11 protein-coding genes and 1 tRNA gene are annotated in these 13,557 nt (G+C 66.4%); 6 read left to right on the forward strand and 6 right to left on the reverse strand.

Features of this window, described 5'->3' with window-relative positions; translation table 11 throughout:
* Together selA and AB4Y72_RS14425 are read right to left on the reverse strand one after the other, a co-directional pair.
* On the reverse strand, positions 1 to 1,332 hold the full coding sequence (gene selA / locus AB4Y72_RS14420) for an L-seryl-tRNA(Sec) selenium transferase (protein WP_441426842.1): 1,332 nt from the start codon (positions 1,330 to 1,332) through the stop codon (positions 1 to 3).
* Between the two features lie 37 nt (positions 1,333 to 1,369).
* A tRNA-Sec gene (locus tag AB4Y72_RS14425) sits at positions 1,370 to 1,464 on the reverse strand.
* Between the two features lie 42 nt (positions 1,465 to 1,506).
* Here AB4Y72_RS14425 and selD point away from each other — a divergent pair.
* On the forward strand, positions 1,507 to 2,532 hold the full coding sequence (gene selD / locus AB4Y72_RS14430; RefSeq protein WP_441426843.1) for a selenide, water dikinase SelD: 1,026 nt from the start codon (positions 1,507 to 1,509) through the stop codon (positions 2,530 to 2,532).
* Between the two features lie 17 nt (positions 2,533 to 2,549).
* Here selD and nrfD read toward each other — a convergent pair whose 3' ends face one another.
* Genes nrfD through fdh form a run of 3 tightly spaced genes read right to left on the reverse strand, consistent with a single transcriptional unit; the run spans position 2,550 to position 7,936 of the window.
* Positions 2,550 to 3,641, reverse strand: coding sequence for an NrfD/PsrC family molybdoenzyme membrane anchor subunit (nrfD, locus tag AB4Y72_RS14435; protein ID WP_441426844.1), 1,092 nt, complete (start codon positions 3,639 to 3,641; stop codon positions 2,550 to 2,552).
* On the reverse strand, positions 3,638 to 4,648 hold the full coding sequence (locus AB4Y72_RS14440; protein ID WP_441426845.1) for a 4Fe-4S dicluster domain-containing protein: 1,011 nt from the start codon (positions 4,646 to 4,648) through the stop codon (positions 3,638 to 3,640). Before AB4Y72_RS14440 ends, nrfD begins: the two co-directional genes overlap by 4 nt.
* Positions 4,649 to 7,936: a formate dehydrogenase gene (gene fdh, locus AB4Y72_RS14445; protein ID WP_441426846.1), complete on the reverse strand. Its 3,288-nt coding sequence runs from the start codon at positions 7,934 to 7,936 to the stop codon at positions 4,649 to 4,651.
* A 286-nt stretch (positions 7,937 to 8,222) separates the two neighbouring features.
* On the opposite strand from fdh, the gene AB4Y72_RS14450 reads away from it, so the two are divergent.
* Positions 8,223 to 8,999 carry a nucleoside/nucleotide kinase family protein gene (locus tag AB4Y72_RS14450; RefSeq protein ID WP_441426847.1) on the forward strand — a complete coding sequence of 259 codons (777 nt, stop codon included), beginning with the start codon at positions 8,223 to 8,225 and terminating at the stop codon, positions 8,997 to 8,999.
* A gap of 28 nt (positions 9,000 to 9,027) precedes the next feature.
* On the opposite strand, the gene AB4Y72_RS14455 is transcribed toward AB4Y72_RS14450, so the two are convergent.
* Positions 9,028 to 9,426, reverse strand: a complete 399-nt coding sequence (locus AB4Y72_RS14455; RefSeq protein ID WP_441426848.1) for a RidA family protein — start codon at positions 9,424 to 9,426, stop codon at positions 9,028 to 9,030.
* Positions 9,427 to 9,574: 148 nt separating this feature from the next.
* Between AB4Y72_RS14455 and AB4Y72_RS14460 the strand changes: the two genes are divergently transcribed.
* Genes AB4Y72_RS14460 through AB4Y72_RS14475 form a run of 4 tightly spaced genes read left to right on the forward strand, consistent with a single transcriptional unit; the run spans position 9,575 to position 13,552 of the window.
* Positions 9,575 to 10,429, forward strand: coding sequence for a fumarylacetoacetate hydrolase family protein (locus AB4Y72_RS14460; RefSeq protein ID WP_441426907.1), 855 nt, complete (start codon positions 9,575 to 9,577; stop codon positions 10,427 to 10,429).
* Between the two features lie 33 nt (positions 10,430 to 10,462).
* On the forward strand, positions 10,463 to 10,945 hold the full coding sequence (locus AB4Y72_RS14465; RefSeq protein ID WP_441426849.1) for a cupin domain-containing protein: 483 nt from the start codon (positions 10,463 to 10,465) through the stop codon (positions 10,943 to 10,945).
* A 5-nt stretch (positions 10,946 to 10,950) separates the two neighbouring features.
* Positions 10,951 to 11,817 carry an acyl-CoA thioesterase gene (locus tag AB4Y72_RS14470; RefSeq protein ID WP_441426850.1) on the forward strand — a complete coding sequence of 289 codons (867 nt, stop codon included), beginning with the start codon at positions 10,951 to 10,953 and terminating at the stop codon, positions 11,815 to 11,817.
* A gap of 49 nt (positions 11,818 to 11,866) precedes the next feature.
* The gene (locus AB4Y72_RS14475) at positions 11,867 to 13,552 is read left to right on the forward strand and encodes an AMP-binding protein (protein ID WP_441426851.1); all 1,686 of its coding nucleotides are present in this window, start codon (positions 11,867 to 11,869) and stop codon (positions 13,550 to 13,552) included.
* Positions 13,553 to 13,557 lie beyond the last annotated feature (5 nt).

Raw genomic sequence — 13,557 nt, forward strand, 5'->3', positions numbered from 1 at the left:
TCAGCCCGCCTTGCCTGCATCCGCGACGCCAAGGGTTGCCAGGGCCTGCCGTACCGCGTCGAGAATTCTCTCGTCATCCAAGGGGGGAACGCAGCGCAGATCGATCAGGCAGGAGCCGTCGTGGACGCGCGGCAGCACGGCAGGATCACCGGTGCGCAAATGCCCTGCAAGTCCCTCCGGGAGCCGTAGCGCCCAGCCCGGCAAAGGAACGCCGGGGGCCCCGCCGCCGCCCACTCGGCCGTCATGGGACACGACAGGGACACCGAGGGCTTGGGCGAGCTTGTCGGTGCGGCGCCGCAATTGCCCGGCGTCCGCGTGCAGCGCCCGGACAACCGGCGATGGTCCGCCCGCAACCGTCGCCTCCAGCGCCGCGAGGGCAAGTTTGTCGGCCCGGAGGGCACGGGCAAGCGGGTGGCGGGACAGCCGGGTGATGATTTCCGCGCGGCCGAGCAGCAAACCGGCCTGGGGTCCGCCCAACAGTTTGTCGCCGCTGGCGATGACGACGTCGGCCCCGTTGGCCAGCGCGGTGGCAGCGTCCGGTTCTTCGGGCAGGTGCGGATCGGGCGCCAGCAGCCCACTGCCCAAGTCGGCCACGAGTGCAACCCCGTGCGCCGCCGTCAGCGGGCTCAGTTCGCCCAATGGGACAGCGGAGGTGAATCCATCCACGCGGAAGTTGCTCGGGTGGACCTTGAGTACGCAGCCGGTGTCCGGTCCGAGGGCGTTGGCGTAGTCCCGCAGGTGCGTCCGGTTGGTGGTGCCCACCTCGTGCAGCCTCGCGCCGGTCGATTCGATCAGGTCCGGCAGCCGGAAGCCGGCACCGATCTCGACCAGTTCACCGCGGCTCACGACCACCTCCCGGCCGGCGGCGAGGGCCGTGGTGGCCAGCACCAGCGCGGCAGCCCCGTTGTTGACCACCAGCGCGTCCTCGGCAGCGGGACAGGCTGCGAGCAGTGCAGCCCGGGCACCGGCGCCGCGGCGGGAGCGGCTGCCGGTTGCCAGGTCGAGCTCCACGTCGACGTAGCCGCTGGCTGCGATGAGTGCTTCGACCGCGCAGGCAGAAAGCGGGGCGCGGCCGAGGTTGGTATGGATGACTACACCTGTTGCATTGAGCACCGGTCGCAAAGTTGTCGCCGTGCGTGCAGCGACGGCGGCCAGCAGGACCGGTTCTACTTGGTCCGGAGCGAGCTCACCGCGCCGCGCCTGCCCCTGGGCTTGCCGGACGAGATCGCGGATGACGCCTTCGCTCAGGCGTTTCCGGGCCGCCCCGACGGCCGGCAGTGCCAGCAGATCGTCGGTGCGCGGAATCCGGCGGCGGGGATCCACGTGCTCCATTGTCGCTCCTCCTTCCGCGGCCTTGGGTGCCGGTGGTTGGCGGAGGCGGACGGGAATCGAACCCGCCAGGCCGAGATACTCAGCCTCACCGGTTTTGAAGACCGGGGGGCCCACCAGGACCCGGACGCCACCGGGTTCAATCTAGCAGATTGACCGCAGGGGTACCCTAGGGGAGTGAAAGACACTCAGACGTCTATTCCGCAATTGCCCGACGACGCCGTCGGCGCGGTCCGGCTCACTGGCTACGCCCACGGTGGCGGCTGCGCGTGCAAGATTCCGCCCGGCGAACTCGAGGAAGCGGTACGCGGCCTCACCGGCCAGCCCGGTGCGGACGTGCTGGTCGGCCTTGACAGCGGCGACGACGCAGCAGCCGTCTTGGTGCGCGGCGACCTGGCGGTACTTTCCACCGCGGACTTCTTCACTCCCGTGGTGGACGATGCCTTTGACTGGGGCAGGATCGCGGCCGCCAACGCGCTCTCGGACATTTACGCGATGGGCGGGCGCCCGATCATGGCGATCAACCTCGTCGGCTGGCCCCGCGGCGTGCTGCCGCTGGAGTTGATGACTGAGGTGCTCCGCGGCGGCCTGAGCGTCGCCTCCGAGGCGGAGTGCCCGGTGCTCGGCGGCCACTCGATTGACGATCCGGAGCCGAAGTACGGCATGGCGGTGACCGGCGTCGCCCACCCGGACCGGTTGCTGCGCAACGACGCCGCCCAGCCCGGGCTGCCGCTCACGCTCACCAAGCCGATCGGCGTCGGACTGCTCAATAACCGGCACAAGCAGACTGGTGAAGTGTTCCCCGAAGCGATAGCGACAATGACCCGCCTCAACCGCGACGCCGCCGAGGGTGCGGCGGCGGCAGGCGTGAGTGCGGCCACCGATGTGACGGGCTTCGGGCTGCTTGGACATCTGTACAAGATGTGCCGCGCCTCCGGGGTGGGGGCAGTGATCGACCTGAAAGCGGTACCACTCGTCGACGGCGCCCGGCAGGCGCTGCGGGATGGCTTTGTCTCCGGGGGGACGCGGCGCAACCTCGATTGGGTGCGACCGCACGTACGGGCCGGCGGGGGTGTAACCGAAGACGATCTGCTCCTGCTTGCCGACGCGCAGACCTCCGGCGGCCTGCTCGTCGTCGGCGAGGTGCCCGGCTATCCCGTGATCGGGCATACCGCCGTCGGCCAGGGCCTCGAGATCCGCTGAAACCCGGCCGTTCGTTTTCAGCTCGCGGTGGTGATCGCGTCGTCGGTGATTCCGGCTGCACGGCGGTCCGCGAGCCGCTTCTTTTGCGGTTCGATGGTGTACCGCGGATCTCTGGCAGAAGCGAGGCCCGCCTCAAATACACCGAAACGCGTCAGGGCCGACGCGGCCAGCAACGCGAGTCCGGAGGCGGCCGCCGCTAGGCGGTGCCGGCCGCCCAGCAGCGTTCCCAGCCCGCCGGCGACCGCCAAGCGCTCGCTCCATTTCAGCATGGTGCCTGCTTTGCCCTGGTGCAGGGGCTCTGCCGCCACTGGATCCATCCGGCGTTCCATCACTTTCATGGCCACCACCTCGCCCAGGACGCCGAGTACGGCGAGATTCCGGGCCGGCCCCGTTTCGCGCACCGGCGTGGTGACCATGGCGAGCCCGGCAGAAGCGAGGGCTGCCGAACTTACGAAGACGAACGGCAGTTCCTCGTGGGCCGCGTTCCACGTCGGTGTGGCGGTGTCTCCGAGCAGCACTGCCGTGTACGCCGCCAGCGGTCCGGCAAAAACGGCGGCCTCGAAGCCGGCCGGTCCCTCCACAGCCCGCAGTACGCTCCGCAACGGCCCCAGCGGAAGCCGGGATCCGCTGATCCGGTCGATCTCCGCCACCGCCGCGACCCCCGCGCCAGCGCTGAAGGCGCTGAGGATCCACGAGCCCACACTCATCGGCGAGGTGACCTTGAAAGTCCGCAGCATATGCAGGAAACGTTCCGGGCGGCCCAAGTCCTTCACCAGCGCGACAGCCCCGGCACTCACCGCCGCCAAGGCACCCAGCCGGGCATTCCGGCGCAGGGCCGGCCGTCCGGTCAGCTGGCCGCCGAGTCCGAGCAGCGCGGAACCGGCGGCAACGCCGCCCAGGAACAGGTAGGCGGCAACGTCATCACCCCAGGGTGCCGGCTTTACAACCGGTCGGCCGTAGTAGGAGGTGAATTCGGGCTCGGGAACCATGGGCATTTCCCGGGAGCCGTCGCCATTGGCCGGGCGCCGGCCCGGTCCTCGTTTGCCCTCCCGCCGGCGACGGCGGGCCGGTTCCGATGGCCGGAAGCTGTCGAACTCTGAGAGGGTCATGCACGCCCTCCCAGGAATGCCATTGCAACTGCCGCGGCCATGCCCGCTACTGCCATGCCGGCCCTTCGGTACATCTTTGGCAGGTCAGCCGTGGGTACCCGCGGGTCCGGCGGAAGTCCGTAGACCTCGGGTTCGTCGAGGAGCAGGAAGACTGATCCGGTTCCGCCGACGCCGTCGTTTTCGTTCGCACCGTAGAGCCTTGCCTCCGTCAGGCCTTGCGCGTGCAGGCTGGAAACCCGTTCCCTGGCCGTCTCCACCATGTCGTCATGGTCGCCGAACTTGATAGACGTCGTAGGGCACGCTTTGGCGCACGCCGGCGTCTCGTCAGCGACGAGCCGGTCGTAGCACAGCGTGCACTTCTGGGCGATGCCCGCATTGGGGACGGCGGGGTGCTTGGCGTGCTGGTCGTTCCTGCTGGTGGCCACCTTGACCGAGCCGTCGGCGCGGCGCTCGATGACGCCGAAAGGACACCCGGCGACGCAGGTTCCACAGCCGTTGCAGACGTCGTCCTGTACCACCACGGTGCCGAATTCGGTGCGGAAAAGCGCTCCGGTGGGGCACACATCGAGGCACCCGGCGTGCGTGCAGTGCTTGCAAACGTCGGAGGACATCAACCACCTGAAGTCTGCCGTGTCCGGGGGCCTGGTGTCGGCCTCGGCCAGGTCCGTCGCAGCTGGCGATGCCGTGGCCGGCGGACCGATGCGCGGCATGCCGAGATTGACCAGGGCGCGGCCTGATTCCCTGGCCTCCACAATGCGATCCTGACCTTGCTCGATGAACGCGACATGACGCCAAGTGCTGGCGCCCAGGGCTCCGGTGTTGTCGTAGGAGGACCCGAGCAGCTCCAGGTTGCCGTCCTGCGGGTTATGGTTCCACTCCTTGCAGGCAACCTCGCAGGCCTTGCACCCGATGCAGATCGAGGTGTCGGTGAAAAATCCCTTCCGCGGATGGCTGTGCTCCCAGTGCGCATCGGCGGTGGGATCGGTCGGTCCGGACAACTGGCCCATCTAGTCCTCCAACATCGGATCGGTAACGGCGCGGTTGCCGGTCTCTGCGGTCAGGCCCGCCCGCGCCTGATAGGCGGTGACCAAGGCAAGCAGTTCCTGCCCGCGAGGCCGGCGGCCCGGGCGGATATCGCAGGAGGCGACCTTGGACTCCTGGATCTGGACGTTGGGATCCAGCGTCACGCCAAGCAGGTCATTGGCGGCATCGCCACTGACGACGGCGTCGCTGCCCACGCCCCAGTGATAGGGCAGCCCGATCTGGTGCACGGTATGGCCGCCCACGGCCAGGGGTTTCAACCGGTCAGTGATGAGCACCCTCGCCTCGATGGCCGAGCGGGGCGAAATAATGGTGGCCCACCCGTAGGGCTCAAGCCCCCGCTCGGCAGCCAGCTCGGGCGAAACCTCACAGAACATCTCCGGCTGCAATTCGGACAAGTAAGGAAGCCAGCGGCTCATCCCGCCGGCGGTGTGATGCTCAGTAAGCCGGTACGTGGTGAAGACGTACGGGTACACGTCCGCGCCCGGGCTACCGGCACTTGGCGCACTGAAGTTGCCTTCCCGCGGAAACACCAGCCGCGCCGGACTCTGCTGCTGCAGGTAGAGCGCGTTGGCCACGGGGGATTCCTGAGCCTCGTAGTGGGTGGGAAGGGGCCCATCCATGAGGCCCTTCGGCGCGAACAGCCAGCCCTTGCCGTCGGCCTGCATGATGAAGGGGTCATCCCCGCTAAGGGCGGCAGGGCCGCCGAGGGCAGGGTCGGGCCGGCTTCCCGGAGCCCGGTCCACCGGGAAATCGGGAACGTCGTCACCGACCCACTTTCCTTGCTCCTGGTCCCACCAGATGTATTTCTTCCGCTCGCTCCACGGCTTACCGGCGGGATCCGCGGACGCCCGGTTGTAGAGGACCCGGCGGTTGGCCGGCCAGGCCCAGCCCCATTCCGAAGCCGCGGGCCCTTGTTCCTGACCAGGCTTACGGTTGGCGGCATGGTTGACGCCGTCGGCGTACACGCCGGTGTAGATCCAGCAGCCCGCCGCCGTGGAACCGTCTGCGCGCAGCTCGGTATACGCGGAGAGCGGTTTGCCCGCGTCCGGGCCGCTGAGCTGACGGCCGTTGATCTCGGCAAGCACGGCCTCGCCGTCCGGCTCGCCGTGCTCATCCGTGGGGTAGTCCCAGGTCAGGTCGAGCAGCGGACGGTCCCGTTCGTCCTCAGAGCCGGCCAGCTTCGCCCGGATCCGTTGGCCGAGCTCGAAGAAGAACTGCAGTTCGCTCTGGCACTCCCCGGGCGGTGCCACCGCCTGGTGGCGCCACTGCAGCAGACGCTGGGTCTGCGTGAACGAGCCGGCTTTCTCCACATGGCTGGCCGCGGGCAGGAAGAAGACTTCGGTCTCGATGTCCTCGGTGCGCAGTTCGCCGGATTCGATCTCCGGGCCGTCCTTCCACCAGGTGGCCGACTCGATCATGTTCAGGTCACGCACCACCAGCCACTTCAGATGGGACATGCCAAGCCGTTGCAGCCGGCCGTTGGCCGAGCCCACTGCGGGGTTCTGCCCAAGGATGAAGTAGCCCTCCACCTCGTCCTTGAGCATGCTCATAGTGGTCTCATAGGTGCCGTGCGCCCCCGTCAGCCGCGGAAGGTAATCATAGGCCCAGTCGTTGTCCGCGGTCGCGGCTTCACCCCACCAGGCCTTCAACAGGCTGACGGTGTAGGCGTCGGCGTCGGCCCAAAAGCCCTTTTGCTGTTTTGACCCAACTGCTGCCAGATATTCACTGAGGCTGTCATGGCGGCCGGCGCTGGGCATCGGCAGGTAGCCGGGGAGCAGGTTGAACAATGTCGGGATGTCGGTGGACCCCTGGATGCTGGCATGGCCGCGAAGGGCCATGATCCCGCCGCCGGGGCGCCCCACGTTTCCCAGCAATAGCTGAAGGATCGCCGCGGCCCGGATGAACTGCGCTCCCAGGGAGTGCTGAGTCCAGCCCACCGCGTAGGCGAAGCAGGTAGTCCGGTCGCGTCCCGAGTTTTCCGTGATGCTGCGGGCAAGATACTCGAAATCCGCCACGTTGATGCCGCACATGTCCCGGACCATCTCCGGGGTGTACCGGGCATAATGCCGCTTGACGATCTGGAAGACCGTCCGGGGGTCCTGCAGGGTGTCATCCCGCTGCACTTCGGCATGCTCCAGCGGCGGCCCGCCACTGCCGAAGGTGTCGGCGGCAGCACGGGCGGACGCTTCGGCGCCGTGTTCCCGGCTGGGCCCCGGCTCATCAATCGCGCCCTCACCTTGTTCCGCGTACGCCCAGGACGACGTGTCGTACGCCCTTTTTTCCGGATCGAAACCGGAGAACAGGCCGCCCAGGTCCTCGGCATCGCGGTAGTCCGCATGCACCAGCGTCGCCGCATTGGTGTACGCGCCGACGTACTCCTTGAACCAGAGGTCATTGGTGATGACGTAGTTAATCAGGGCGCCCAGAAGGACGACGTCAGAGCCGGCCCGGATCGGAATGTGCTTGTCCGCGACGGCGGAGGTTCGCGTGAAGCGGGGATCGACGTGGATGACCTTTGCTCCGCGTGCCTTAGCCTCCGCAACCCACTGGTATCCCACCGGGTGGCATTCGGCCATGTTGGAACCCTGAATGACGATGCAGTCGGCATTGGCCATGTCTTGCAGTGATTGCGTCGCACCACCGCGTCCAAACGAGGCTCCCAAACTGGGAACCGTGGAGGAGTGTCAAATGCGGGCTTGGTTCTCGATCTGTACCGCACCGGCAGCCGTGAAGAGTTTCTTGATCAGGTAGTTCTCTTCGTTATCGAGTGTTGCCCCGCCCAGCGAAGCAATCCCCATCGTGCGGCGAAGCAGCCTGCCTTCCTCGTCTTCCTGCTGCCACGTCCTGCGGCGGGTCTCGATGAAGCGGTCCGCCACCATGTCGACGGCGGTGGCCAGGTCCAGGTGCTGCCACTGGGTGGAGCGCGGCGCACGGTAAAGCACTCCGGTTTGACGGCCCGGCGAGTTGACCAGTTGTTCGCTGGCAGAGCCCTTGGGACACAAACGACCGCGGGATATTGGCGAATCCGGATCGCCCTCGATTTGAACGACCTTTTCGTCCTTGACGTAAACCCGCTGTCCGCAGCCCACGGCGCAATACGGGCACACGCTCTGCACCACTCGGTCAGCGGTGACCGTCCGCGGCGTGATAGCCCTCGTCTGCGGGGAGGTTACTGCCGGCCCGCGGCCCAGCAGATCGCCCGTACTCAGCTGCCGGACGACCGGCCATTGAAGAAAACTGCGCCGTGCCATGGCAGGAGCTTACCCAATCCGAGGCCGCAGCGACAGGGAAGCCGTGGAGGTTTTCGGGGGAGCGGCGGATTTTCAGGGGCTGGAACCCGGTTGGAGTCATCCCTCGGGCATGTGTCCGGGGGATTTTCTGATCCTCGATTCGCTCCTTTTCTTGGCCGGGGAGGGGTGGACGGGCGATGGTCCGGAAAAGGTTGTGTGGGCATTGTCCACGCCGATGTAACGTGATGCCGTAGAAGACCCGTGACCCTCCTGCCCTGGTCCCGGCGAGAGTCGGAAAGGAGAGGCGATGAACACCCCTCTATACCTGCGCTGGGACGAATCAGGCCAGCAGCAGCTCCTCGCCCGGGCTGAAGCGCTGCTCCGGCGGCGCGGACGGCGCCTGCTCGGAATCGCGGGGGCGCCCGGTGCCGGAAAATCCACCATCTCCGAATGGCTGCTGGAGCGCCTGCTCACCGACCATCCCCGGCAGGTCGCCCTGGTCCCTATGGACGGATATCACCTGGCGCAGTCGCTGCTCGTGTCCCGCGGGCTGGAGCAGCGCAAGGGCGCCCCTGACACCTTCGACGGCGCCGGGTACGTCGCGTTGCTCCGCCGGTTGCGCTCAGAGACCTCGCGGGAGATCTTCGCACCGGTGTTCCGCCGCGAAGTCAACGACGCGATCGCCGGGGCTATCGCCGTCCCGCCGGAAACAAGCCTGGTCATCACCGAGGGTAACTATCTTCTTTTAGAAGAGGCCCCATGGAACGAGGTCGCATCCCTCCTGGATGAAACCTGGTTCGTGGAGCTCGAACAGGACGAACGGGTGCGACGGCTCACCGCCCGGCACGTGAAGTTCAATCAGGACGCCGCCATCGCCGAATGGCGTGCAACCGGCAATGACGAACGCAATGCCCGCCTGGTGGCAGCAGGAAGCCTCCGGAGCGCACTCGTCATCGAACACACACCGGCGACCGTCTCGGCGCCGGGCCGCGAGTGTGCGGCCGGAACGGGGCCGCCGCTTTCATCGGGGCGGCAGCATTACTCACTGCCTGGGGCCCAAAGTGCCCCCGAAGCTCATCGATAGTGCTCACGTCACGGCCCTGCCGCTACCGCTACCGCTCGGGGATGACCGCGATGCCCTGGATCTCGATCATGGCCTCTTTCTGCCACAGCCGCGTCACGCCGATGCCCGCCATCGCCGGGTACTGCGAGCCGGCCATTTCCCGCCAGATCCGTCCGATCTCGCGCCCATTCGCCATGTAGTCGTCAACGTCCGTGAGGTAGATGGTCACGTTGACAAGGTCCTCGGGCTGTCCGCCGGCTTCCCGCAACGTGGTCAGCACGTTTGAGAACGCCTGGGCGAACTGCTCCACGATGCCGCCGGCCACGATGTTCATGTCCTTGTCGAGCGCGGTCTGTCCGCCCAAAAAGACCGTGTTGCCGGCGAGCATGCCGTGCGCAAAACCGGAGGGCTTGGGGAGCGATTCGGGGTTGACCGTCTTGTGGCTCATGCTGATCCTCCTGGGTTGTGGTATCCGCAAAATCTTTGAAATGTCTCTGTGCAGATCATTCTGCCCGTGCTACGTTGAGCATATGTGACGATCGTAAAAAAATCGATACATGCATGTGAAGAACGCGACGCTCGAAGGGACAGATCGCATGAAACTTGCCACCTTGCGGACAGTCGGTGGCGGTACGACGGCGGCGCTCGCCATGGCCGCCGACTCCTACCTCGCGCTGCCGGCCATCGACGTGGGGGCGCTTCTCGCCCAGCCGGAGTGGCGGACCATCGTGGAAAAGGCTGCAGCTGCGACCCATCAGGACGTCATTTCCGGAGCCGACGCAGACTTCGGGCCGCTCCTTCCGCGGGCGGGCAAAGTGATCTGCTGCGGCCTGAACTATGGCGACCATATCCAGGAACTGGGACGCGAGCTTCCCGAATACCCCACACTTTTTGCGAAGTATGCGGACACCCTTGTCGGCGCCTCCGATGCTGTGGAAGTCCAAGGCAGCGTCCGCGTCGACTGGGAAGCCGAGCTCGCCGTCGTTGTTGGTTCTGAGTTGTTCCGCGCCGACGACGATCAGGCCCGCGCGGCAATTGCCGGGTACACGGTTGCCAACGATGTCTCCATGCGCGATTGGCAAAGCCGGACACTGCAGTGGTTCCAAGGCAAGGCCTTCGACCGAACCACACCGGTGGGCCCGGTCCTGCTGACCGCGGACGAGGCACGCGACGACTTCGAAGTTCGTGGCTACGTCAACGGAGAGCTTATGCAGCAAGGCAATACCAGCACCTTGGTGTTCGGCCCGGCGCAACTTCTTTCCTACATTTCGCAGTTCACCATGCTGCGTCCCGGCGACCTTGTCCTCACGGGAACGCCGGGGGGCGTCGGCATGGGCATGAGGCCGCCGCGCTTCCTGAGTGACGGCGATGTGCTGATCACCGAAATTGACGGGATCGGCAGGCTCGAAAACCGGTTCCGGATCCACGCACCCGTTATCGCAAACGCCTAGCAACAGCATCAACCACGTCAAAGGAGAGCCCCCATGAGCCAAACAGCCACCGAATACCGCCTTGAAGGCGACAACTCCATCTACGCCCAGTCTGACGGCAAGGTAGTTCCGGTCGTCACCCGCGCCGGGGCTGAAGACACCAACACCGCCCAGTCCGGCGATTGCATCCGCGTCTCCGGCGTCAGCATCCAGCACACGCCGGCCACCAAAATCTGGTTCGGCCAGGTCTCCAACACTCCGGGCTACCGCTCGCTGCCGCACCACCACGGCGAAGCCGAGACTGGCGGCTACGTGCTGCGCGGCCACGGACGAATCTATTTCGGCGAGGACTACCAGGAATTCATCGACATGAAGGCCGGGGACTGGGTGTTCGTGCCGCCGTTCATGCCGCACGTTGAGGCCAACATGTCCGTCACCGAGGACCTCGTGTGGCTCACCGCCCGCACTCCCGAGAACCTCGTGGTCAACCTCGAGGACGTTGCGGACGAAACCCTCGCCGACTACCGCAGGGCATAGCCGCCATGATCACTGGAACCCTGACGTCCGAGACCTTCCTCCGGGCGGTGGATCTTACGCCGGTGACCGCGGAGGTCCACGATGAAGCGTATGCGGCAAACACGCAGTATGTGCCGTGGCCTAAGGCTTACGGCGGAGACATGGTGGCTCAGGCGGCCGCGGCCATGATGCGCTCGGTGGACGCTGACCGGCAACTGCACTCAATGCACAGTTACTTCATGCGGCCTGCCGATGTCGGTTCCAGCGTTCGCTACGAAGTGGAGCGTTTGCGCGACGGCCGCGGGTACTCCACCCGCACCGTCCGCGGCTTCCAAAACGGCAAGCCCGTGTACGCGGCGATGGGCTCCTTCCAGGTTCCCGAGGACGGGCCGGACTTCCAGCCTGAGGCCCCGGCCGCCGTTGAGCCTGAATCGCTGCGCAGCGCAGCGGACGTTCTGGACGGCATCGCCGGTCCGGCCGCGGACTACTGGTCCACGGGCCGCAGTTTCGACATGCGGCATGTTCCCGGGCCGGTCTATGTTGAGGTTGAGGGCGGCTCTCTTCCGCAGCAGGCCATTTGGGTCAAGGCCTTTGACAGTCTGCCCGACGACGCCGATCTCCACCGCGCCGCGCTGGCGTACGTGTGCGACTACACGATCCTGGAGCCGCTCCTCCGCGTGAACGGACTCAACTGGTCCAGCCCGGGCCTCGCCACCGCGAGCCTGGATCACTCGATGTGGTTCCACCGCGATGGCCGCGCCGACGACTGGGTCCTCTACGCCCAGGAGGCGGTCTCTGGGCAGAGCAACCGCGGACTGGCAATGGGCCGGTTTTTCGACAGGCACGGGAGACTTCTTGCCACCGTCGCCCAAGAAGGCATGATCCGCGCCTGAAGCGCCTGACCATCCCGACCCCCCTGACGCACCACTGAAAGGAACGGCCATGACCTTCACGGCATCGGCCCACGTGGACACGTTCACGCGCGACCATCTGCCGCCTGCCAATACCTGGCCGGCGCTAGAATTCGTCCTGCCCGAACTCCAGTACCCCGAGCGGCTCAACGCAGCGGCCGTGCTCATCGACAACGCCGTCGCTGAACACGGTCCGGAGCGCCCTGCACTCCGGACGCCTGATGGCACAGTCTGGACTTACGGAGCGTTGCAGCAACGCGCCAACCAAGTAGCCCAGGTCCTTACGGAGGACCTCGGCGTGGTCCCGGGCAACCGCGTGTTGCTGCGAGGCCCGAACACCCCGTGGATCGTGGCCGCCTGGCTTGGCGTCCTGAAAGCGGGCGCAGTGGTGGTCACCACCATGCCCATGCTGCGGTCCGGCGAGATAGCTACGCTGATCCAGCTCACCAAGCCGGTGGTGGCGATCTCCGATTACCGCTTTGTGGACGAGCTCGCCGCGGCGGCAGGGGAGGACATCACGGTCCTCACGTACGGAGAGGAAAACGCATTCGGCGACGACGGCGATCTCACGGCGCGCTGTGAGTCCAAGAGCGGGAAGTTCACGGCAGTGGACACGTCCGCGGACGACGTCGCCCTCCTGGGTCCGACGTCTGGCACCACCGGTGTGCCGAAGGTGACCATGCACTTCCACCGGGACATCCTGGCCAATGCCGACACGTTCGCCCGCTACATCCTGCAGCCCACTCCGGACGATGTCTTCGCCGGTTCGCCGCCGCTCGCGTTCACGTTCGGGCTAGGCGGTTTGGTGGTGTTCCCGTTGCGGTTCGGGGCGTCTTCACTGCTGACCGAACGCGCTGCGCCGGTGGAGTTGGCCGAGAATGCGGCCGCCGCCGGTGCGACCATCCTGTTCACGGCGCCCACCGCTTACCGGGCAATCCTGAAGGAGGACCGGGGCGATCTGCTCAGCAGCCTGCGCATGGCCGTTTCCGCCGGCGAGCACCTGTCCAAGGAAACGTGGCACGCCGTGCACGAGGCCACAGGCTTGCGTCTGGTCAACGGCATCGGCGCCACTGAAATGCTGCACGTCTTCATTTCTGCGGCGGGCGAGGACATCCGGCCCGGCACTACGGGCAGGGCTGTTCCCGGTTACCGGGCGACGATCCTCGACGACGAGGGCAACGAACTCGGTCCCGGGCAGGTCGGACGGTTGGCGGTCATCGGCCCTACCGGCTGCCGCTACCTCGATGACGCCCGCCAGGCGAACTACGTTGTCAACGGCTGGAACGTCACTGGGGATACGTTCATCAGGGACGAGGACGGCTACTTCACATACCAGGCCCGCTCGGACAACATGATTGTCTCCTCCGGATACAACATCGGTGCGCCCGAGGTTGAGTCCGCCATTGACCAGCACCCGGACGTGATGGAGAACGCGGTCATCGGCGTCCCGGACCCGGAGCGCGGCAGCATCGTCTGCGCGTTCATCGTGCTGCGCGAAGGCGTCGCAGGCGACGCCCGAAAGCGCAAGGACATCCAGGACTTCGTCAAGAAGACCATCGCCCCGTACAAATACCCGCGGGACATCCGGTTCGTGACTGAATTGCCACGCAATCCCAGCGGCAAGCTGCAGCACTTCAAGCTCCGGGACAGCCTCTCCGGCGGCGGTACCGCGAGCGAAACCCAGGAACTTACGCCGGCCGGCCAGAGCCAGGCCTGAGAAGG

It is taken from the genome of Arthrobacter sp. YAF34 (assembly GCF_052113245.1).
GTDB lineage: Bacteria > Actinomycetota > Actinomycetes > Actinomycetales > Micrococcaceae > Arthrobacter.

What these genes read in the sequence shown, in the direction of transcription:
- selA (WP_441426842.1), bottom strand. Translation starts at nt 1,332, where the DNA reads ATGGAGCACGTGGATCCCCGCCGCCGGATTCCGCGCACCGACGATCTG.
- nrfD (WP_441426844.1), bottom strand. Translation starts at nt 3,641, where the DNA reads ATGACCCTCTCAGAGTTCGACAGCTTCCGGCCATCGGAACCGGCCCGC.
- AB4Y72_RS14440 (WP_441426845.1), bottom strand. Translation starts at nt 4,648, where the DNA reads ATGGGCCAGTTGTCCGGACCGACCGATCCCACCGCCGATGCGCACTGG.
- AB4Y72_RS14450 (WP_441426847.1), top strand. Translation starts at nt 8,223, where the DNA reads ATGAACACCCCTCTATACCTGCGCTGGGACGAATCAGGCCAGCAGCAG.
- AB4Y72_RS14455 (WP_441426848.1), bottom strand. Translation starts at nt 9,426, where the DNA reads ATGAGCCACAAGACGGTCAACCCCGAATCGCTCCCCAAGCCCTCCGGT.
- AB4Y72_RS14460 (WP_441426907.1), top strand. Translation starts at nt 9,575, where the DNA reads ATGAAACTTGCCACCTTGCGGACAGTCGGTGGCGGTACGACGGCGGCG.
- AB4Y72_RS14465 (WP_441426849.1), top strand. Translation starts at nt 10,463, where the DNA reads ATGAGCCAAACAGCCACCGAATACCGCCTTGAAGGCGACAACTCCATC.
- AB4Y72_RS14470 (WP_441426850.1), top strand. Translation starts at nt 10,951, where the DNA reads ATGATCACTGGAACCCTGACGTCCGAGACCTTCCTCCGGGCGGTGGAT.
- AB4Y72_RS14475 (WP_441426851.1), top strand. Translation starts at nt 11,867, where the DNA reads ATGACCTTCACGGCATCGGCCCACGTGGACACGTTCACGCGCGACCAT.